The sequence below is a fragment of the Bacillus yunxiaonensis genome (assembly GCF_037104695.1).
In the GTDB taxonomy this organism is placed as follows: domain Bacteria; phylum Bacillota; class Bacilli; order Bacillales; family Bacillaceae_G; genus Bacillus_A; species Bacillus_A yunxiaonensis.
The window spans coordinates 155,526-176,775 of sequence record NZ_JBAWSV010000002.1; the positions used below are offsets into that span (position 1 = coordinate 155,526).

Consider the following 21,250-nt stretch of genomic DNA (forward strand, 5'->3'; position numbering starts at 1 on the left):
TTTATGTTTCGTAATAGTTTCCATAATATACATTGGAATACGGCCAAGTAGTTAAATACGGTTTACTTTCTTGTGATGGTTGAATCTGTCTTACGTACGGGACAGGATAATATACAATACGCTGATAGTACCTAGGAGCATAATAAGAAAAAAACATCAACTTTCCCCCTTTTTAGAAGCATATTCAAAAAGGAAATTTGATGTGCATTCATTATATTTGTGTAATGGGGCTTTTTATTTGTTTCTTTCTTCTTGTCAATCTTATTTTGCGGTTTTTCTCGTATAAATAGTACATAACAAAATAGGCAATTATGCCGAATATAATTCCTATAATTGTCATTCCGATTATTACATACACTTCGTTTTGTAACAGGTTTTTTAACATCGTTAGCCCATGACTTGAAAAAAAATCTTTTATTGTATAGTGGTGATACGGCATTTTTTTTACTTCAAATGGATAAATAAGTTTTCCGAGTGCATGTGCGAAAGGAATTAGAATAACAGGTAAAAATGTTGCTTTTCCAATAAGGTTGCCGATAACAGCTGCTGGAAACGAACCGTTAAATAATCGAACGAGCGGATAAAAAATAAGATATACGAGAGAAGCTGTATGAATAACTAGCATTTCTATTCCAAAACCAACAGCAAATCCTCTTGATACAATTTTCGCGCCTTCTGGTGCACGCAATAATTTATAATAATTTAACTTCATTCCTCGCCAAATACGCTGAAAGAATGAATACGTTTTCTTGTTAACTCGCATCTGAATCATCTCTCTTATATTTTTCTTTTATTTACTATTATAAAGTATACAAAGAGAAAATGCGAAATTTCAATAAGACATTTTGAATAAAAAACAACCTTCCATTATTAAGAAGGTTGTTTTTCTTGTAATAAACTGACTAATAATGCCTTTTGTACATGCAAACGATTGCCGGCTTGCTGAAATACAATTGATTGTGGCCCATCAATAATTGCTGCGGTTACTTCTTCTTCACGATGAGCGGGCAAACAATGTAAGAAACGATAAGTTGATTTTGCATACTGAGTGAGCTGCTCGTTTACTTGATATGGCTGAAATAATTCATATTTCTCCTTACTATCTTCTTGACCCATACTCATCCAAACGTCTGTATAAATAAAATCCGATTCTTTAACAGCCTCTTTTGGATTATACGTAACTTCAATTTTAGCTCCTGTACCTTTTGCAATTTCTATCGCACGTTTCACAATCTCTTCATCCGCTTCATATCCTGGAGGCGTTGCAACTGTAATATTCATTCCCACTTTCGCACTCGCAAGCAGCAGTGAATGACAAACATTATTTCCATCTCCAACATATGCAAGTTTGATATCTTGGAATGTATTCACTTCTTCATAAATCGTCATTAAATCTGCCAGTGCTTGACATGGATGGTGATCATCTGTTAGTCCATTAATAATCGGAATTGTCGCTTCTTTTGCTAATTCTTCTACTTCTGCATGTGAAAATGTTCGTATCATAATTCCGTCAATATATTGTGACAACACTTTAGCCGTATCTGCAATACTTTCTCCTCTGCCGAGCTGCAATTCTTTACCGCTTAAAAACATACCATGTCCTCCAAGCTGAACCATACCAGCTTCAAATGATACACGCGTACGAGTAGAATGTTTGTCAAAGATTAATCCTAAAATTTTACCATTTAATAAGGGCAATGTTTTTTCTTCTTTTACATACTTCGCAAATTCAATAATTGCAATTATTTCTTCTTTCGTTAATTCTTCTAATGTTAAAATATCCTTTGTTTGAAGTTTAGGTACAGACATTGTTTTCATACGAATTCCCCCTCTATTTAATCAATGCTTGTTTACATACACGATTCATCATATGCACTGCTTCATCAATTTCTTCTTTCGTTACGATAAGTGGCGGTAATACACGCAGTACATTGGGCCCAGCTTGCAAAACAAGCAGCCCTTCATTCTCTAGCGCTGCCACCATATCACTAACTTCTCCCTTGCAAACAACCCCAATCATAAGCCCTTTCCCGCGAATATCAATAATCCAATCTATATCCTGCAATTCTTCTTGTAATTTTTGTAAAAAATATGTTCCCTTTTCTTGTACTTCTTGCAAAAAAGAAGACTGTGAAATGATTTGTAATACTTCTTTTGCTGCTGTCATAGCAATAAAGTTCCCACCAAACGTCGAACCATGTGTTCCTGGAGAAAAAACAGACCCTAACTCTTTCTTACCAAGCATCGCTCCAACTGGAATACCATTTCCAAGTGCTTTTGCGACTGTGACAATATCAGGTGAAATTCCCATTTGTTCATATGCAAATAACGTCCCTGTTCTCCCGATTCCTGTTTGCACTTCATCAATGATAAAAAGTGCTCCGTATACATGACACAACTTCTCGATTTCACGTAAAAATGTGATATCTGCTGGAAGAACACCACCTTCTCCCTGCACAATTTCTACCATAACAGCTGCAACCTCTTCATTCATTGCCTCTCGAAATGCAACAATATCATTAAAAGGTAGATGCAGAAAACTTGGAAGGAGCGGGCCGAATCCATCGTGGATTTTAGATTGTCCTGTTGCACTCATTGTTCCAAACGTTCGTCCGTGAAACGATTGTTTACACGTAATTACGACTGATTTCCCTGTATACTTACGGGCTAACTTCAGCGCTGCTTCATTCGCTTCAGCTCCGCTATTACAAAAAAATGCGTAGTCTAATTCTCGATCTTTCGTTAATAACGCGGCTACTTCTTCTTGCACTGTATGCGGAAATAAATTTGAAATATGCCATATTGTTTTTAATTGCTTTTCTACAGCATTTACGACCGCTGGATGACAATGTCCTAAATTGCATACTGCAATTCCAGAAGTAAAATCTAAATATTGCTTTCCTTGTTTATCTGTAACCTTTGTGCCGCTGCCTTTCACAATTTCAATGTTTCGTCTACTGTATGTTGGAAAAACATGCTGTCCCATTATAAATCCCCCCCTTTTTTATTGTTGTACCAACCCACTCTCCTTTATTTGTCAGAAAACGTTGCGTACCGTTTACAATTACAACATCCTTCACACCTAGTTCCAATGACATCAGTGCTGCTTTTACTTTCGGAATCATTCCACCAGTAATAATTCCATTGTCTATAAGCTCAAGAAGCTGCTTTTCCTCTGCTTGCTCAAGGAGATCCTCCTTATATATGACACCATCTACATCTGTAATAAAAATTAAATTTTTCGCATTCATCGCTGTCGCAATTGCTGCTGCCGCTGTATCTGCATTGACGTTGTATACTTGCCCATCCATTACTCCAACAGGCGCAACAACAGGAACAAATCGATTTGCCAACAAATGTTCTAGCAGCATTGTTTGAACATATTGCACTTCACCAACAAAGCCAAATTCCTCTTCTAATGGAGCAACTTTCAATAGCATTCCATCACAACCGGATAATCCAATCGCTCCAAGCTCTTGTTCATTTAGCTTTGAAACCAATGTCTTGTTTGTACTACCGCATAATACCATTTGCACAACTTCCATTACCTCTGCTGTTGTCACACGTAATCCATCTTTTTTTTCAATCGGGATACTTAATTTGTTTAGCATCGCATCAATTTCAGGTCCACCGCCATGAACAATAATCACATCATACATTTCTACCATTTGTTTCATACATTGGAAAAATGTTTCGCCTAAATGAGCTAACATACTACCGCCACACTTTATTACAATACGCTCTCTCATCTCTTCTCTCCTTATGTGTGATAACAAGCATTAATTTTCACATATTCATAACTTAGGTCGCATCCCCATGCTCTTCCGCTTGCTTTGCCAATATGTACATATACATCCATAACAATCTCTGATTGCTGTAACATTTGTTTCATCTCTTCTTCTGAAAAATGTTGCGGTTCACTACCTTTTAATACCGCAATCGACTGGATATAAATATCAACCGTACTTGGCTCAATGACAATGCCACTTTGTCCAATTGCGCTAATAATACGACCCCAGTTTGCATCCTCACCGTATGCAGCTGCTTTCACAAGATTGGAACCAACAATTTTCTTCGCAATCATATTTGCTTCTTCTACAGTTCGTGTGCCATGCACATTTATTTCAATTAACTTTGTTGCTCCTTCTCCATCTTTTGCAATTTGTTTTGCTAAATCTTCACAAACCTTTCCAAGCGCCATCAAAAATTTCTCCCATTCTGGATGCCCTTCACATATTGCGGTTGTGTTTGATAATCCACTTGCCATAACAAGTACCATATCATTTGTAGATGTATCTCCATCAACTGTAATTTGATTAAATGTTTGATTCGTAATTTGGGATAAAGCTCTTTGCAATACTTCACTTTCAATATTCACATCAGTCGTGATAAACCCAAGCATCGTTGCCATATTCGGATGAATCATCCCTGATCCTTTTGCAGCCCCGGCAATTGCAACTTCTTTTCCTTCAATAGAGAGCTTATAGCACGATTGTTTCGCAACTAAATCTGTTGTCAAAATCGCTTCATAAAATGATGTAGCAATTTCTACTTCTTTTGATGGTTGTAAAGAAGCAATACCACTTCGCACTTTTTCCATTGGTAGAGGCTGCCCAATAACTCCTGTAGATGCTACCGCAACGTAATGCTCCTCTATATGAAACTGCTTGGCTACTAATGCACGCATTTCATATGCATCTTGCAGTCCTTTTGCCCCTGTACAAGAATTTGCATTTGCACTATTGACAATAATGGCTTGTAATTTTTGCTTGGCAGCAATACTTTCTTTCGTAACAACAAGAGGAGCTGCTTGAAATTGATTTTGCGTATAAACAGCCGCACAGCTAGCTGGCACTTCACATAGGATTGCTCCTATGTCTTTTTTCTCTTTTCTTAATCCTGCATGAATTCCAATCGCTGCAAACCCTTTTGGTGTTACAATCGAACCGTTTTCTATCTTCGTACATAATGCCGTTTCAATCATCATTCTTCCCCCTTACGGATACAGCGGCATAAAGTGTAAATTCTTCGTTTCTTCCACTCCTGCCAATATATTTGCATTTTGCACAGCCTGCCCAGCTGCACCCTTCATTACATTATCAATGACTGCTACAATCGTAATTCGTCCCGTCCGTTTATCATAAGCCGTTCCGATGTCACAAAAGTTAGATCCCCTTACTTCTTTCGGACTTGGAAAAACTCCCTTTTCTCGTATTCTTACAAACGGTGAGTGGCAATAACTCTCTTCATAAATTTGCTGAAGTGTAACATCTGTTATCTCTTGCTTTACCTTTGCATAGAGTGTTACCATAATTCCCCTTGTAATTGGAATAAGGTGTGTACTAAATGTGATTGGTTTCATGTTCTCATCCCATTCTTGCAACATTTGCTCAATTTCCGGGACATGCTGATGTTCATTTACTTTATAAATGTATAAATTATCGTGAATTTCTGGAAAATGCGTCATACTTGTTGGTGTCTTTCCAGCTCCAGAAACCCCTGATTTTGCATCAATAATAAGTGAATCCACTTCAATTATTCCGTTTTTTACTAACGGCGCGGCCGCCAGTAGCGTTGCAGTCGCATAGCATCCTGGATTCGCAATTAATCTTGCAGTTGCAATTTCACTTTTTTTCCACTCCGTTAATCCATACACAGCTTGTTGTAATACTTCTTCTTTCGCAGCTGTTTTTTTATACCACTCTTCATATATAAACGGCTTTCGAATTCGAAAATCTCCAGATAAATCAATAACTCTCATACCAGCCTCTAGTAAACTTGGAGTCAAATTCGCTGACACCCCAGCCGGTGTTGCTAAAAATACAAGATCTGCTTCTTTTGCAATACCTTCAACATCTACTTCTTCTAATGTATGAGAAATAAAAGTAGATAAGTGAGGATAAGGTGTTGTCATAACTTCTCCAATTTGTGAAAAAGAATGTACCGATGTCACTGTAATGCTTGGGTGATGTGTTAATAACCGTAAAAGCTCAAGTCCTCCGTATCCAGTTGCCCCAATAATTGCCGCTTTCATAATTCCTCCTCATTACCTTTTAGATTTAAGTATGATTATAATATTGTATATTTATGAAGTCAATTAAATATTTATAAATTTTTAAATAATAAAAATTGATATAAAAAGTCGTTTTACTAATAAAACTTTTAAAACGCATGAATTTTTATGCAAATTAACAATATAGAGACTTTCTTTTCTAATTCAAGTACAATAAAAACAATACATATATAGATGTAGGTGGGAAAAATCATGAATGAAAAACTAATTCAAAAAATGATTATAAAAAGTTTTCAACAATATCAATGTACGCCAACTTCACAAGAAGACTATAAAATGCTTGTAGAACGTATTCAAAACATGATTTCTAATAATACAGAGATTGATTTGTATGAGGCTATAGAGGATGTTGTATATGAATACATTACGCTATCTTAGAGATTGAGAAACTTATAACATGTTAAAGGAGTAGGAAGCATGAAAAGGAGATTATAAAAAATGAAAAAAATTTTTATTCTTCTCGGATTACTTACTTTCTTTTTAACAGCTTGCCAAAATAACATCATACACTTTACAGACATTTATCCTCATGTTCATGTAACCAAAATAGAAATAACAAAAGGCAACGGAGAAAATACGATTATCACAAATCAAACACATATCGATGAATGGATCAATCGCATGCAGTCTATTACATTCACACTAGAAAAAAAACAAGAAAAAATAGTCGGATATATATATTCCGTAAAGATGTATAACAAGGACGAAGAAGTAGGCAGTTTCACGACTTCCGAAATTAACGGATATTATTACAAAAAAAATACTGAACTAGAATCAGCAATAGAAAATTTAATGAATAAAAAATAGGAGATTCTCAAAAAGAGAATCTCCTATTTTTTACTTAGTGATTTTCCAGCTACACGCTCAAATAACCCTGGAAACAATGAAAAAATAATCGGTCCTAAACTCATCCACTTGGGTAGATTTACTTCACGCTTTTTCATTTCAATTGCTTTTACAACTTGATGCGCTACATAATTTGGTTTTAATATGTAACGTTCGACACTTTTTACGTATGTACCAGATTGATCTGCTATCGTATGGAAGTTTGTATCAATTGGACCTGGATTAATGGCTGTTACAGTAATATTTGTATTTGCAAGTTCCATGCGCAAACTATTTGTAAACCCTAATACTGCATGCTTTGTTGCTGCATATGCACTTGATTTCGGTGTTGCAATTTTCCCTGCTAGTGAAGCGATATTCACAATATGTCCACTATTTCGTTTGATCATATAAGGTAAAACCGCCTTCGTACATGCTACTAAACCAAATACATTTACATCAAACATATCCTTTACCTCTTGCACGGATGCATCAACGAATGTTTTAAAGACACCAAAACCAGCATTATTGACTAATATATCAATACATCCTATATCCTGAAGAATTTGTGTAAAAACAACCTCCACTTCTTCTTCATTACTAACATCCAAAACATAGTAATGGCAAGGAGTACGATATGTGTTTTCAATTTTTTGTTTAAGTAATCGTAATTTTTCTTCTGTACGGGCAATTAATACCGGAGTTGCACCTCGCTCCGCTACTTGCAACGCTATCTCTTCTCCAATTCCACTGGAAGCTCCTGTAATGACGATTACTTTATCTTGTAAACGTCGATTCATAGATGTCACCTACTTTGCATAGTAAATCCATTGTTTAGATGACTTGTCAATCATCACTTGTTGATTATATGCTAAAAAGTCTAATTGTCCAACTGTTTCAGAGATGGTAAGTGGTAACTGCTTTTCATATAGCGTAGGAAATAGTTTGACACACACCTCGAATGCTGTCATCGGTTGTGCTTTTAATAAATTTAATACTTTAAAAGCTCGTGCCTCTTGTTTTTGTAATCGCTCATTTACTAGTCCTGCCACATCAAGAACATCTTCTCCATGCCCTGATAGAACACGTGAAATATTCATACGAGCTAAGCGCTTTAATGTTTCATTGTACTGCAGCATCGGTTGTGCTCGTTCTGTTTCTCCCTCATATGGCGGTTCTAGAATTGGATTAGAAGAAATATGCCCAATCAGCGCATCCCCACCAATTAACACCCCATCTCTTTCACGATATAAAGAAATATGGGTAGAAGCATGCCCAGGTGTTTCAATCACCGTAAACTCCGGTAATGAAGCAATACTATCTCCTTCTCGTACAGTATGTGTAAGCGAACGTTTACAGGAGTAAATCATTGTTTTCGTTAACAATGCACCTTGTGGTAACAAGACTTCTGGAACTCCAAACTGTACAGATGCTTCTAAAAAGAACTGTTGATAACGCTTTATAAATTGCGGATCTTGTGTAATCCACGGCTCATTCCACGGATGACCGACAATATTTGTACGTTCAGAAAATATATCCAGCAATCCGCAATGATCTGCATGATGGTGTGTAAGAACAACCGTTTCAATGTCTTCTACTTTATATCCTAATGCAGCTAGTTGTTTCTCCAGTGCAAGTCTCGATTCTTTTGTATTTGTTCCTGTATCAATTAATGTAAGTGTTTCTCCCTCTACTAAAAAAACATTGACTGTTTCAACCGCAAATGGAACAGGAATTTCCATTCGATGAATGACTGTCATACATATTCGCCCCTCTTTCTTTCCGTTTCAAAAAATGAATCTTCCTTCAGTTTACATCTTATATAAAAATTTGTCATTATTTTCAGACAAAAAGAAGGGATTTTCTATACAAAACCGAATGTATGTAAATTTATAAGTTATTCTCATATACACAGTAAAAGGAGGACTCATCATGTCACTACGAAAAATTGCTTTTGTCGGTGCAGGTTCAATTGCCGAAGCTACGCTTGCCGGCTTATTACAAGCTCACGTTGTAAAAGGGGAACAAATTACTGTCAGTAATCGCTCTAATGAAAGAAGACTGCAAGAGTTACATCATCGCTACGGAGTACATGGTACACATGATAAAAAAGAGCTGCTTGCTCATGCCGATATTATATTTTTAGCAATGAAACCAAAAGATGTTGTGGAAGCCCTTACTCCATTACGGGATTACATTACAGAGAATCAATTAATCATTTCATTATTAGCAGGTGTATCTACGACATCCATTACTAATTTATTACAAAAAAATGTTCCTATCATCCGTGCAATGCCAAATACATCATCAGCAATTTTAAAATCCGCTACCGCTATTTCTCCTTCCGTTCACGCAAAAGAAGAACATATCATGCTTGCAAAAACGCTTTTTGAAACAATTGGTCTTGTTTCTGTTGTAGAAGAAAAGCACATGCATGCTGTCACCGCTTTATCAGGAAGTGGACCAGCCTATATTTATTACGTTGTCGAAGCGATGGAAAATGCTGCGAAACAAATCGGCCTAGAGGAAACTGTTGCAAAATCACTTATTCTCCAAACAATGATTGGTGCCGCAGAGATGTTAAAAACAAATACAAAGCACCCTTCCATATTACGAAAAGAAATTACATCACCAGGAGGAACGACGGAAGCTGGCATTGAAATATTGAAAAGCTTTCAATTTCAAGAAGCACTTATTCAATGTATTACAGAAGCAACAAAACGTTCTCACGAGCTTGGTGAAACGTTAGAGAAATTTGTAAATGAAAAATAAAAAACCTTGCTGAGTAAGCAAGGTTTTTCTCTTATTCACTTTTCTTTCCAAAAATCTCCTCTTGCAAACGACGCCCCGTTGGCGTTGCCGCAAGACCGCCTTCTGCTGTTTCACGAAGCGCACTTGGCATCGATTGTCCGATGCGGTACATCGCTTCAATTACTTCATCACAAGGAATAGCACTCGTTACACCAGCTAATGATAAATCAGCTGCAATCATCGCATTTGATGCACCTGCTGCATTACGTTTTACACATGGTACTTCTACAAGCCCTGCAACAGGATCACATACTAAACCAAGCATATTCTTAAGTGCGATACTCATCGCTGTTGCTGCTTGCTCTGGTGTACCCCCAGCCATTTCAACAGCTGCTGCCGCTGCCATACCACTTGCTGAACCGACTTCCGCTTGGCACCCACCAGCTGCCCCGGCAATGCAAGCATTATTCGCTACAACCATACCGAACGCACCAGCTGTAAATAGAAATTCAATCATTTCTTCACGTGTTGGGTTTAATTTTTCTTTTAGCGCAAATAGTACACCTGGTACTGTTCCAGCTGAACCAGCTGTTGGCGTTGCGCAAATAATACCCATAGCAGCGTTTACTTCATTCGTTGCGACAGCTTTACTTACCGCATCTAAAATTGTATCCCCAGACAACCCTTTTCCGCTTTTCATGTACGCTTGTACTTTCACTGCGTCTCCGCCAGTAAGTCCAGTCGGAGATTTTACGCCTTGAATTCCACGCTCTACTGCTTTTTCCATTACAACTAAATTTCTTTCCATACCAGCGATTACATCTTCACGAGAAAGTTTTCTTGTTTCCATCTCACATTGAATCATAATCTCTGCAATTTTTACGTTTTTCTCTTCTGCTTGTGCAACTAGTTCCGCTGCGTTCCGAAACATGTTGTGTCCCCCCTGCTATTAATCCATGATGGTTACTTGACAAATATTTGACTGCGCGTTAATTTCATCGATTATCTCATCTGCTAACAACTCATCCGTTTCAATGACCATTAACGCTTTTCTTCCTTTTTCCTTACGTGAAACACTCATCATACTAATATTGATTTCGTGCTTTGCAAGAATAGATGTAACTGAGGCAATTGCTCCAAAACGATCATTATTTACGATAAGAAGTGCCGGACTTGTACCTGTTAATTGCAAATCAAATCCATTTAGCTCCACAACTTCAATTTTCCCACCGCCGATTGAACAAGCAACCACTTCAATTTCATCCTCAGCTTTATACAAACGAATTTTCGCTGTATTTGGATGTACTGCTTGTGCTTCTTCTTCAATAAATGTAACATCAATTCCACGTTCTTTTGCAATTTCAAGTGCCTGCGGAATACGAGGATCATCCGTTTCAAATCCTAGTATGCCCCCAACAAGCGCTACATCTGTACCATGACCTCGATACGTTTTCGCAAACGAACCATATAAAGAAATGATAATTTTCTCAGGTTCATGACGGAACAGCTGACGAGAAACTTGCCCCATTCTTGCTGCACCTGCTGTATGTGAACTAGACGGACCAATCATAACTGGACCAATAATATCAAAAACTGAGCGATATTTCATAATAGTTCCCCCTAAATCTTCATTATGAAAAAGTTACCTACTAATAATCTATTAATCTGTCGCTTTTTTGTTTTTCTATTTGTACTAATAAATTTATAGAATCAATTTAATAAACTGATACATACCATCAGCTATCATAATATATAAGAATCATCTTGTCACTTCTTGATTTATTTCATTTTTTTTACAAAAACAAACAAAACATAAATTTATTACGTACAAACATAGTGAATACGCTTTCATTATATCTCTTTTTTTACAGAATTTAAATTTTTTAATATTTCAAACTAAAAACAAACCTTCCACACATTCAGTTCAATAGTATTCTACCGTTAGTAGTTCTTCTCTATTTTACGAAAACGACACAATAAAAACCATGACAGATACATACGTTATCTCTGTCATGGTTTTTTCATTATTTTGATACAGGAAAACTTTTTAAATCTGCTGCAATTTCCGTGTTTGGAAATACTTGTCTCGCTTCTTCAACGAGCATGTTACATGCTTCACCTTGATAACGAGAACTAATATGAGTTAAAATCATTTGTTTTACATTTGCTTGCAGCGCAATATTCGCCGCTTGCTGTGTTGTAGAATGAAAATAATCATGAGCTTGCTGTGAATCTTCCGCGCCGAACGTCGCTTCATGTACAAGTACATCAGCATCCTGTGCTAATTCAATACTCGCTTCGCAATAACGTGTATCGCCTAAAATTGTAATAATTCGTCCTTTTTGAGGTGGTCCAATGAAATCCTTTCCGCAAAGTATACGTCCATCCTCAATCTCTACTATTTCTCCATCTTTTAACCGCTTAAAGATTGGTCCCGGTTTAATTCCTTCCTTTAATAATCTATCTACGAGAAGATGACCTGGAATATCCTTTTCTACAATACGATAGCCAAAACATTCAATTCCGTGTGACAACCGTTTCGTTTCCACAAGAAATTGTTTATCTTCATATACAATACCTTCTTCGGTAATTTCTATAATCTCTATCGGGTATTTCACATGTGTTGTACTCACTGCCAATGCTACTTCAATAAATTGTTTAATCCCTTTTGGACCATATACAGTTAACGGGGTTGTTCCTCCTTGAAAAGAGCGGCTTCCTAACAAACCTGGTAATCCAAAAATATGATCCCCGTGTAAATGCGTAATAAATATTTTCTCAATGCGACGCGGACGCACTGATGTATGTAAAATTTGATGCTGTGTTGCCTCACCGCAGTCAAATAGCCACGTTGCACCTCGTTCTTCTAATAATTGCAAAGCTATCGCTGATACGTTTCTTCCCTTTGAAGGAACACCAGCTCCCGTTCCTAAAAATACAAATTCCACGTTGCATCCTCCAAGCATTTCATAATATCTATCGTTATCTTACGGAATATAAACAAAAATGGCAAATAAACTTCGTATAAACCGCTCATATAGACAACTATATATTCCGAACGTTAACAATTAAAAACTTCACACTCGTTCGTGTCTTGTAGTAAGATAATACTATCATTTATACAAGGTGGCTAAAACAATGAAAGAAGTATTTCGTTTACAAACTGGCTTTTCTTCTTCTTTTGATCGCTGGGTAAGTTCATTTATTTCTGAAACACCAGCAGAATTACAATGGTCTACATTAAAAGAATTAATTCATGAATATATTGCATTGCATACAGTTCAAGCGGTACCAGAATACATCTCTTCTTCCATCACATATTATGCACAGCGCATTTCTACGTCAACTAATACAGACATTGTGATTTACGAAAGCCCTTCTATGTCATAATATGTTTACGTGTTAAAACATAAAAAGGTATCGGCTTCCGATACCTTTTTATGTTGGGATGAATAAGCAAAACGACTGGTTTAAATACAAAATGCCTATCATTTGTCATGTATTGTTGCAAATTGCTTAATCATTTCATTTAAATCCTTCGCTGCTTTTGTAGGAATCTGATGCTTTACATTATCAATAAAATTTAATTTATTACATGGCAATTTTTCATACAGTAGGTTCGCATAACTGTAAAATGCTTTATCTTCCTTACCATAAACTAACAAAACAGGACGCTTAATCTTTCTAAGTTGACTTGTACAATTATAATGCAAACTATAACGATAATATTGTTCAATATTTTTCGCATTTCCTTTTTGTGCTTCTTTAAACATCTTTACAAATAATTTCTGTGTATTCGAATTGCTCCATGCAATGGACAATGCTAGAACATGAATAGCCCGTGCTTTTGCAAGTGTTATACCTAAAGAAATTTTATTCTTTAGATAGTTATCCTTTACTTCTGACATCCCTCCGATTACAATACCCCCTAAGGCCCTTTCGGCATAGTTCAACAAAAATTCCAATACGACAGAACTTCCAATTGAATACCCGCATATGAATGCTCTCTTGATGTCCAAATGATCCAATAAACATCTAATATCTTCAACAATCAATGGATAAGTTAGCGATTGTTTTGAATACTGACTTCTTCCGTGACCTCTAATATCAAAAGTAATAACTTGAAACTTTTGAGATAATTCTTCGACTTGGTACTCAAAATTTACAGAAGTGAGCACAGGAGGATGAATAAAAACAATAGGAATCCCTTTTCCCTTTACGGTATAGTATAGGCTGCTACCGTCTACATCCAACATTGGCATGTATGTAATCACCTCATTGTCTTTACATTAGCTTCTGTTATTATACGAAACTTTTCTTTTTATATTCTGGAAAATACATTAACATAAGTTGTCATCATGAAAACTCCATAAATATCGCAATATAAATCATGTAGAATGAAGCCAAATACCTATCCCTAAATTTTTCCACAAGGAGTCGAACATGAATATTCTAACTTGGTTTATATCATTATTCACTTTTAGAAGAGGAACTCAGCGAGTGTTTCAATTGTTTAGAAATAGAACGAATAATAGAAATTGGATTTGGATTTCTTTACTAGGCATAGGAACAGTTTTTGGTTTAGTAGCAAGCCGAAACTTTAATATGATGAAGCCGATGCAACGTGTCTTTCGAGGTCTTCAAAGTACAACAAGAATAGTTATGCCAACTAATTTAAATTTGGCAAATGTGGAATTTGGTAATGAAATAACACCAAATAAACAAAAGAAATAATTGCATAAAGTGAAACTTCCATCAGTGGGGTTTTCTTCATCCCTCCACTGATGGAAAGCTCTCACCAATCGGGCGCATGCCAACAGTAATACCCCCACCTATCTTCTGTAGAAAAGCGGAAGCGGCTCGCCCAGAATCGCAGGACGTTGGAGCACCCGACAGAGAGGCACTTTTTGCCTCGTCCGAGGGGGCGAAACGACTGGAGATTCCAGCCGCTAGAGCTGGACAACGATTCTCTCTCAACCTTGAGGTGGGGTCTTACTGTCCGCGAATAGCGGGATAAATGACAATAACTAAAAATCACGTAGAAGATACCTTCTGCGTGATTTTGTTGTAGTAAATAAACTTACATATGAATTTTTTATATGAATTTATTCTCTAAATTCTGCTGAAATGTTCTCTCTTGTTGTCGAAACAATTGACTGCCGTGCTGAATAACCTTCGTACCATATTTACTATTTAGTTGTTCCATCACTGTCAAAAGCGGTTCTGCCCTCGCATCTTCTTCAAAAGAAAATAAATCAAGCTGCTTAGTCGCTTCTGTTTTCCATTCTAATTCACAAGCAGTAATGCCAAGTAATCTAACAGGGTCACCATCCCAATGTTTTTTCCATAGCCTTATTGTTGATTGAAAAATATCTGGCGATTCCCAAATTGCATTTTCTAGCATTTTACTGCGCGTAATCGTTCGGCGATTATAGTATTTAATCGTAATTTGAATATTATATGTAACGAGAGCACGTTTTTGTAATCTTCGGCTCACAGATTGAGACAAGCGCTCTAACATATCCAGCAATTCCTTCTCTTCGTCCACATCTTTTGGCAACGTTATAGAATTTCCGATTGTTTTATATTGTCCCATTTGACTTGGGTCCACATCTCTATTGTCTATGCCATTTGCACGTTTTTGTAAATCCAATCCATGATTTCCAATCATAGAACGAATAATATAAGCTTTTCCAGTAGCTAAATCCCCAATCGTATGTATATGTACATCTTTTAATTTTTCTGCTGTTTTCTTTCCAATCCCATGCATCTTTTCAACTGGAAGCGGCCAAAGAAGTTCTTGTACATCTCGTTTACGAAGCACTGTAATACCTAGAGGTTTTTTCATATCAGAGGCTGTTTTTGCTAGAAATAAGTTCGGAGCAATCCCAATGCTGCACGGAAGCTGTAATTCTGTTAGTAATGTTTGTTGAATCATTTGAGCAATTTCTAACGGTGAACCGAGTCCATAACACTCTGTAATATCTAAATACCCTTCATCGATTGAAACAGGTTGAATTTTTTCAGTAAACCGCGCAAGAATTTGAAACAATGCAAAAGAAGCCTCTCTGTATAACTCAAAGTTTGGATGTTTTATAACAAGTTCCGGACATAATCGTTTTGCTTCCCAAACAGGCATTGTCGCACGAATTCCCTTCGCCCTTGCTTCATAACTGCACGTTACAATAATCCCTTTCCGTTCCTTCGCATTCCCAGCTATTGCTAACGCTTTACCTTGCAATGATGCATCATGTGCGATTTCTACAGATGCATAAAAACAATTCATATCAACATGCAAAATGACGCGGCCATTTTTCGGATACATTTCACGCATCTTTCTCACCTCACAAGAACATTCGTTCTTATTTTATCAAAAACATTATAAAAAAATCAATTTTATAGAGGAGGAAATTGTTAATTTATAGAAGTATGTCCACATGGAAATTTCAAGGAGGTTAAGGAGAAAACATGACTACACGTGTAAAACCCCTTTATCTAATTTCACTATCTGTTTTCTGTTTGTTGATTATCTATTTACTACTTCCAATCATAGGTTTCGATGCTCATGGGCTCCTTTCGTCTCTATTGCCATTTTCAACTTTATACATTCTCCCATGGATTTTTCTGTATTGGTTTATTCGCCTCGTGAAGGCGTTGGAATCAAAATAAAAAGAGGCTAGCTTTTATGCTAGCCTCTTTTTCCACATTACTTTGCTGCTTCTTCAATAATCGCAACGACCATTTCTGCTGTTTTTACTAATTCTTCAACAGGAATTTTTTCGTTTGTTGTATGAATTTCCTCGTAACCAACTGCTAAGTTTACTGTTGGGATACCGTGACCAGCAATTACGTTTGCATCGCTGCCGCCACCGCTTTGGTGAAGAGATGGTGTACGGCCAATTTTTTCAGCAGCACGTTTTGCAACTTCTACAACGTGATCGCCATCAGCGAACTTAAATCCTGGGTACATTACTTGTACGTTTACTTCTGCTTGTCCGCCCATTTCTTTAGCTGTAGATTCAAATGCTTCTTTCATTTTACGAACTTGCTCTTGCATTTTTTCGTCTACTAAAGAACGTGCTTCAGCAAAGATTTCTACATAGTCACAAACGATATTTGTTTGTGTACCGCCTTCAAAACGGCCAATATTTGCAGTTGTTTCAGAATCAATGCGGCCAAGTGGCATTTTTGCAATAGATTTCGCTGCAATTGTAATTGCAGATACACCTTTTTCCGGCGCTACACCTGCATGAGCTGTTTTACCGCGAATAATTGTATTTACTTTTGCTTGTGTTGGCGCTGCAACAACGATTTCTCCAACTTTTCCATTACTATCTAATGCATAACCATATTTCGCTGTAATACGTTCACGGTCTAATGCTTTTGCACCTACAAGACCAGATTCTTCACCAACTGTAATGATGAATTCGATTTTTCCGTGTGCAATATTTTTCTCTTTTAACACGCGAATTGCTTCAAACATTGATGCAAGTCCAGCTTTATCATCAGCACCTAAAATCGTTGTGCCGTCTGATACGATATAACCATCTTGAATAGACGGCTTAATTCCTTTACCAGGAACAACTGTATCCATATGAGAAGTAAAGTAAATTGTATCTACTCCTTCTTTTGTTGCTGGTAATGTACAAACTAAGTTACCAGCACCGTGACCAGTCTCACCCATTGTATCGTCTTCAAATACTTCAACGCCTAAAGAAGAGAATTTTTCTTTTAATACTTTGCAAATTTCAGCTTCGTATTTTGTTTCTGAGTCTACTTGCACAAGTTCCATAAATTCATTCACTAAACGTTCTTGATTAATCATGAGAATGCGCCTCCTGCATTATGTATGTAACAATGACTATTATAGCAGAATTTCGTAAAATTTTCGAAAGAGATGGTACAAGATGTTTTTACATTATTTTATAATCACAATACCCTTACTACTTTCAATTTTGTCTAAGTAAATCCCTTGTCTCCTTTTTTATTTCTCGTTACAATAAATAGAAGAGATTCGCAAGGAGGATCAATATGAATAAAAAAACTCAAAAAATTATGGTTTATGTTATGTTAATTACAATGCTTATAACAACATTACTTACTGGGATAAGCATGTTTTGGTAAACAAGGACTGCTTTGTCCTTGTTATTTTATTATAATTACAACGCCAGCGATACTAAATGCAAATCCCATCGCGAGTGCTAGTACGAAGCTGCTGTAATGCTGCTGATAAAAAGCACCTATTGCAAAAGTGAAATTGAGAAGAGAAATAAAAAAGATAGCTATAGTGAATGGAAAGATATTAAAAATAGCCAATATAAAAGCAATAGCGGAAAGAAATGCTACAAAAAATTGAACGTATGGTAAGCTCTGATTTATATACATAACAGCAACCCCTTTTCACCAAACCTTTATTTACCTCTCATTAACGAACAATAAAATAAAACTTCCATCAGTAGAGGTCTTACTGCCCGCGAATAGCGGGATAAACCTCCCTCAAGAATGGAAATTTCGACTTATCTTCATTAACGCATCCTATATGTACACATGTCAAGACAAGATTCAATACAATAAAAAGCCAACATATACTGCCGGCTTTTTTTGTAAGCAATCGCGCCTTTTTCTTTCGCAAGCTGCTGAAATGACTTTTTCGACTTAACAATCCATACTTTTGTTCCAATTGGAACCTGATCGTATAAATACTCTACATCTTTTTTATACATGCGAATACACCCTTGCGAAACATATTTGCCAATCGAGCTTGGCTGATTCGTTCCGTGTATTCCATATTTACTGCCATCCGTACCTCGGGCATTAAACCCAATCCATCTAGAACCGAGTGGATTTTCCGGTGAACCACCTGGAATATTCTTTGCAATATAATATGGATTTTTTACTTTCATCACAACATCAAATGTACCTTCCGGCGTCAAATCATTCGTTTTACCTGTCCCGACTGGAAATGTATTTTGTATCTTTCCATCATGAATATATGCAAGTTGGTTCGTTTGTTTATTGACGATAATAAGCGGATCGCCAACACGTGGATTATTACCAAGCGGCCAAAGCGGCGATAGGGAAATAAATAATATGAATGAAAGAAGATATGGCATATCTCATTCCTTCCTTCTTATATTAATTCTTTGATGTTATATTTCCCTTTGAATCGACTTTTAATGAGTAAATATTGCTCTATTTCATAGACGAGTTGAACGAGCTTAGCACGCGTTTCAAATTCTTCTCGTGTCTCTGGAAGCGGCATTTCTCGAAAGATTTCTCGCATCTCCTGAAGTTGCCTTAATGAAATAACCCCCGTACTTTCTGGGCGAATTGCATTCCCAACATTTTCAATTACATCCGCCACCATCCCTGCTTGTTCATATGACCAAGGTAACGAAGCAACTAGTGGCATAACTCTTTCTAAAATTTCATACTGTTGCTGACGCATTTGAAAATAACGATAGTAATAATCATCTTCACGCATAAACTGATTTTCCAGCTTTTTAAAAGACAATTCTTTTGCCTTCTCAAGTAATGTTTCCGTTTCAATTAGCTCTTTTCCATTCCACACACTATCATGATTTCTTAAATATGCAGCCATTTCAAAAAGAATCGTCTTAAAATTAGATTCTACTTTTTGTTGAAACTCTTTTAACTCACTTTCAACGCTTGGCATGTACAAATTAATTAACAAAGCAACACTAATTCCAACCGTTAAAATTGAAATCTCATTTCCAACAATTGACCACGTAATTTTTTGTAATGAAAATAAATGCATAACAATAACAGAGCTTGTAACAATCCCCTCTTGAATCTTAAGCATAACTGCAGTTGGAATAAACAGAAGTAATAGAAGTCCAAGTGCTAGCGGTGTATACCCTATCGATTCAAAAATAAAAAATGCAAACACCATAGAAAGTAAACAAGCTAAAAAGCGATGAATAGATACTTCTAATGATTTTCTTTTTGTATTTTGCACACATAAAATAACAAGAATGCCGGCTGTGCTATAAAACTCCAAATGAAAGAATTGAGCAATCCACACAGCCAAGGCAGTTCCAGCTGCTGTTTTCACTGTTCGATATCCAATTTTAAACATATTAACGCTCCTATTATGTACGAACTACTTTCAAAATAAGTATAAAGAAAAGGATGACGCAATGTCATCCTTTTTCCATTATTATTCACGCAACTTTTACATGTTACAACATTTTTTGCAAAAATTCTTGGGCACGCTTGCTTTCCGGTGCTGTAAAAAACTGCTCTGGCTTCGCATCTTCGACAAGTTTTCCGCCGTCTAAAAAGAGCACACGATCTGCTACTTCTTTAGCAAAACCCATTTCATGCGTTACAATCGCCATCGTCATTCCTGTCGTTGCAAGAGATTTCATAACTTCTAGTACTTCTTTTACCATCTCTGGATCTAGTGCTGAAGTCGGTTCATCAAAAAGCATAACGTCCGGTTCCATTGCTAATGCTCTTGCAATTGCAACACGCTGTTTTTGTCCACCAGAAAGGCGATTTGGATATGCATCCTTTTTCTCAAGTAATCCCACTTTTTCTAATAATTCTTCAGCCTTTTTTACTGCCTCATCCTTTGAGATACCTTTTACCGTAAGAGGAGCATACGTAATATTTTCTAACACTGTCATATGAGGGAATAAGTGAAAATGCTGAAATACCATCCCAACATGCTGACGAACTTCCATAATATCTGTATTCGGATTTGTTACCTCTTGATTGTCAATCCAAATTTGTCCGTTCGATGGTGCTTCTAATAAATTCATGCAACGTAAAAACGTTGATTTCCCTGAACCAGACGGCCCAATAATCGCTACTACTTCGCCCTGTCCAATTGTTGTTGTAATATCTTTTAATACTTCGTTATTTCCAAATGATTTATGAAGGTTTTTAATTTTAATCACTTTTCTTCATTCTCCCTTCAACCGCTTTGCCGATGAATGTAAGAATAATAACAAGAATGTAATAAATCATACCGACAAATAAAAGTGGTTCAAAATATGACAATGTCTCCCCGCCAACAATATACGCGCGGCGCATTAAATCTGTTGCGCCTATCACAGTAACAACTGCCGACTCTTTCGTTAATGTAACAAACTCATTTACTAATGCAGGTAAAATATTTTTTAATGCTTGCGGTAAAATAATATTTCGCATCATTTTTCCATATGGAACACCAAGTGCCATCGCTGCTTCTGTTTGTCCTTTATCAACCGCCTGAATTCCGGCGCGAATAACTTCTGACATATACGCACCTGAGTTTAAACTAAATGCTAAAACTGCTGCTAAAAATGCCGAAATATCATATCCTGTAATTTGAGGGAGACCATAATAAATAAGCATTAATTGTAGTACAAGCGGTGTACCACGAAAAATTGATGTATAAAAATCAGCAATAATACTTAAAACTTTAATTCTAGCAATTTTACAAAGCGCTAATAACGTACCTAGCGCAAATCCGAGCAAAGAAGCTACAAAAACAATTTTTAACGTTACTTCTAATCCCTTTAATATATACGGTATTGACGGCGTAATTTGCGAAAAATCCAAGTTCATCCTAAGTCAGTCCTCTCCAGAAGA

Annotated in this window: 27 protein-coding genes; 7 read left to right on the plus strand and 20 right to left on the minus strand. The window is 36.6% G+C overall.

What is annotated here, in order from left to right:
* Window position 1: 1 nt before the first annotated feature.
* From WAX78_RS06815 to argC, 7 genes are all read right to left on the minus strand, one after another.
* A complete protein-coding gene (locus WAX78_RS06815) occupies window positions 2-157 on the minus strand; it encodes a hypothetical protein (RefSeq protein ID WP_336481547.1) in 156 nt (51 codons plus the stop codon).
* Between the two features lie 54 nt (window positions 158-211).
* The gene (locus tag WAX78_RS06820; protein WP_336482003.1) at window positions 212-763 is read right to left on the minus strand and encodes a DUF2062 domain-containing protein; all 552 of its coding nucleotides are present in this window, start codon (window positions 761-763) and stop codon (window positions 212-214) included.
* Window positions 764-870: 107 nt separating this feature from the next.
* Window positions 871-1,818, minus strand: coding sequence for an ornithine carbamoyltransferase (gene argF, locus WAX78_RS06825; protein WP_336481548.1), 948 nt, complete (start codon window positions 1,816-1,818; stop codon window positions 871-873).
* A gap of 13 nt (window positions 1,819-1,831) precedes the next feature.
* A complete protein-coding gene (locus WAX78_RS06830) occupies window positions 1,832-2,986 on the minus strand; it encodes an acetylornithine transaminase (RefSeq protein WP_336481549.1) in 1,155 nt (384 codons plus the stop codon).
* Window positions 2,955-3,749 (minus strand): acetylglutamate kinase, encoded by a 795-nt coding sequence (argB, locus tag WAX78_RS06835; protein ID WP_336481550.1) that lies wholly within the window; start codon window positions 3,747-3,749, stop codon window positions 2,955-2,957. Before argB ends, WAX78_RS06830 begins: the two co-directional genes overlap by 32 nt.
* An 11-nt stretch (window positions 3,750-3,760) precedes the next feature.
* Window positions 3,761-4,987, minus strand: coding sequence for a bifunctional glutamate N-acetyltransferase/amino-acid acetyltransferase ArgJ (gene argJ / locus WAX78_RS06840; protein WP_336481551.1), 1,227 nt, complete (start codon window positions 4,985-4,987; stop codon window positions 3,761-3,763).
* Between the two features lie 9 nt (window positions 4,988-4,996).
* Window positions 4,997-6,034, minus strand: a complete 1,038-nt coding sequence (gene argC / locus WAX78_RS06845; RefSeq protein WP_336481552.1) for an N-acetyl-gamma-glutamyl-phosphate reductase — start codon at window positions 6,032-6,034, stop codon at window positions 4,997-4,999.
* 231 nt (window positions 6,035-6,265) lie between these two features.
* Between argC and WAX78_RS06850 the strand changes: the two genes are divergently transcribed.
* Window positions 6,266-6,451 (plus strand): YqzH family protein, encoded by a 186-nt coding sequence (locus tag WAX78_RS06850; RefSeq protein ID WP_336481553.1) that lies wholly within the window; start codon window positions 6,266-6,268, stop codon window positions 6,449-6,451.
* 60 nt (window positions 6,452-6,511) lie between these two features.
* Window positions 6,512-6,880, plus strand: coding sequence for a hypothetical protein (locus WAX78_RS06855; protein ID WP_336481554.1), 369 nt, complete (start codon window positions 6,512-6,514; stop codon window positions 6,878-6,880).
* Window positions 6,881-6,903: 23 nt separating this feature from the next.
* Here WAX78_RS06855 and WAX78_RS06860 read toward each other — a convergent pair whose 3' ends face one another.
* Together WAX78_RS06860 and WAX78_RS06865 are read right to left on the minus strand one after the other, a co-directional pair.
* Window positions 6,904-7,698, minus strand: a complete 795-nt coding sequence (locus tag WAX78_RS06860; RefSeq protein WP_336481555.1) for an SDR family oxidoreductase — start codon at window positions 7,696-7,698, stop codon at window positions 6,904-6,906.
* Between the two features lie 9 nt (window positions 7,699-7,707).
* Entirely contained in the window at window positions 7,708-8,658 is a 951-nt protein-coding gene (locus tag WAX78_RS06865) for an MBL fold metallo-hydrolase (RefSeq protein ID WP_336481556.1), read from the minus strand.
* Between the two features lie 172 nt (window positions 8,659-8,830).
* Here WAX78_RS06865 and proI point away from each other — a divergent pair, with 172 nt between their 5' ends.
* Window positions 8,831-9,670 carry a pyrroline-5-carboxylate reductase ProI gene (proI, locus tag WAX78_RS06870; protein ID WP_336481557.1) on the plus strand — a complete coding sequence of 280 codons (840 nt, stop codon included), beginning with the start codon at window positions 8,831-8,833 and terminating at the stop codon, window positions 9,668-9,670.
* Window positions 9,671-9,701: 31 nt separating this feature from the next.
* Here the strand turns inward: proI and sdaAA are convergent, their stop codons facing one another.
* From sdaAA to rnz, 3 genes are all read right to left on the minus strand, one after another.
* The gene (sdaAA, locus tag WAX78_RS06875; protein ID WP_336481558.1) at window positions 9,702-10,580 is read right to left on the minus strand and encodes an L-serine ammonia-lyase, iron-sulfur-dependent, subunit alpha; all 879 of its coding nucleotides are present in this window, start codon (window positions 10,578-10,580) and stop codon (window positions 9,702-9,704) included.
* An 18-nt stretch (window positions 10,581-10,598) separates the two neighbouring features.
* Entirely contained in the window at window positions 10,599-11,258 is a 660-nt protein-coding gene (gene sdaAB, locus WAX78_RS06880) for an L-serine ammonia-lyase, iron-sulfur-dependent subunit beta (RefSeq protein WP_336481559.1), read from the minus strand.
* A 415-nt stretch (window positions 11,259-11,673) separates the two neighbouring features.
* The gene (gene rnz / locus WAX78_RS06885) at window positions 11,674-12,597 is read right to left on the minus strand and encodes a ribonuclease Z (RefSeq protein ID WP_336481560.1); all 924 of its coding nucleotides are present in this window, start codon (window positions 12,595-12,597) and stop codon (window positions 11,674-11,676) included.
* Window positions 12,598-12,787: 190 nt separating this feature from the next.
* Between rnz and WAX78_RS06890 the strand changes: the two genes are divergently transcribed.
* Window positions 12,788-13,039 carry a DUF3932 family protein gene (locus tag WAX78_RS06890; protein ID WP_336481561.1) on the plus strand — a complete coding sequence of 84 codons (252 nt, stop codon included), beginning with the start codon at window positions 12,788-12,790 and terminating at the stop codon, window positions 13,037-13,039.
* A 98-nt stretch (window positions 13,040-13,137) separates the two neighbouring features.
* Here the strand turns inward: WAX78_RS06890 and WAX78_RS06895 are convergent, their stop codons facing one another.
* Window positions 13,138-13,911: an alpha/beta fold hydrolase gene (locus WAX78_RS06895; protein WP_336481562.1), complete on the minus strand. Its 774-nt coding sequence runs from the start codon at window positions 13,909-13,911 to the stop codon at window positions 13,138-13,140.
* A gap of 181 nt (window positions 13,912-14,092) precedes the next feature.
* Between WAX78_RS06895 and WAX78_RS06900 the strand changes: the two genes are divergently transcribed.
* Complete coding sequence (locus WAX78_RS06900; protein WP_336481563.1) at window positions 14,093-14,383, plus strand: hypothetical protein; 291 nt, start codon at window positions 14,093-14,095, stop codon at window positions 14,381-14,383.
* A gap of 361 nt (window positions 14,384-14,744) precedes the next feature.
* On the opposite strand, the gene WAX78_RS06905 is transcribed toward WAX78_RS06900, so the two are convergent.
* Entirely contained in the window at window positions 14,745-15,983 is a 1,239-nt protein-coding gene (locus WAX78_RS06905; RefSeq protein WP_336481564.1) for a DNA polymerase IV, read from the minus strand.
* A 134-nt stretch (window positions 15,984-16,117) separates the two neighbouring features.
* Between WAX78_RS06905 and WAX78_RS06910 the strand changes: the two genes are divergently transcribed.
* On the plus strand, window positions 16,118-16,318 hold the full coding sequence (locus tag WAX78_RS06910) for a hypothetical protein (protein ID WP_336481565.1): 201 nt from the start codon (window positions 16,118-16,120) through the stop codon (window positions 16,316-16,318).
* Between the two features lie 37 nt (window positions 16,319-16,355).
* Here WAX78_RS06910 and WAX78_RS06915 read toward each other — a convergent pair whose 3' ends face one another.
* Window positions 16,356-17,474: a tripeptidase T gene (locus WAX78_RS06915; RefSeq protein WP_336481566.1), complete on the minus strand. Its 1,119-nt coding sequence runs from the start codon at window positions 17,472-17,474 to the stop codon at window positions 16,356-16,358.
* A 206-nt stretch (window positions 17,475-17,680) separates the two neighbouring features.
* Between WAX78_RS06915 and prli42 the strand changes: the two genes are divergently transcribed.
* Complete coding sequence (gene prli42 / locus WAX78_RS06920; RefSeq protein WP_336481567.1) at window positions 17,681-17,773, plus strand: stressosome-associated protein Prli42; 93 nt, start codon at window positions 17,681-17,683, stop codon at window positions 17,771-17,773.
* Between the two features lie 21 nt (window positions 17,774-17,794).
* On the opposite strand, the gene WAX78_RS06925 is transcribed toward prli42, so the two are convergent.
* The 5 genes from WAX78_RS06925 to WAX78_RS06945 all read right to left on the minus strand — a co-directional run bounded on the left by WAX78_RS06925 (window position 17,795) and on the right by WAX78_RS06945 (window position 21,226).
* Entirely contained in the window at window positions 17,795-18,034 is a 240-nt protein-coding gene (locus WAX78_RS06925; RefSeq protein WP_336481568.1) for a DUF3894 domain-containing protein, read from the minus strand.
* A 140-nt stretch (window positions 18,035-18,174) separates the two neighbouring features.
* Window positions 18,175-18,762, minus strand: a complete 588-nt coding sequence (locus WAX78_RS06930) for a L,D-transpeptidase (protein ID WP_336481569.1) — start codon at window positions 18,760-18,762, stop codon at window positions 18,175-18,177.
* A 17-nt stretch (window positions 18,763-18,779) separates the two neighbouring features.
* Window positions 18,780-19,748, minus strand: a complete 969-nt coding sequence (locus tag WAX78_RS06935; RefSeq protein ID WP_336481570.1) for an aromatic acid exporter family protein — start codon at window positions 19,746-19,748, stop codon at window positions 18,780-18,782.
* Between the two features lie 103 nt (window positions 19,749-19,851).
* A complete protein-coding gene (locus WAX78_RS06940; RefSeq protein ID WP_336481571.1) occupies window positions 19,852-20,574 on the minus strand; it encodes an amino acid ABC transporter ATP-binding protein in 723 nt (240 codons plus the stop codon).
* The gene (locus WAX78_RS06945) at window positions 20,567-21,226 is read right to left on the minus strand and encodes an amino acid ABC transporter permease (protein ID WP_336481572.1); all 660 of its coding nucleotides are present in this window, start codon (window positions 21,224-21,226) and stop codon (window positions 20,567-20,569) included. Before WAX78_RS06945 ends, WAX78_RS06940 begins: the two co-directional genes overlap by 8 nt.
* Between the last annotated feature and the right edge of the window lie 24 nt (window positions 21,227-21,250).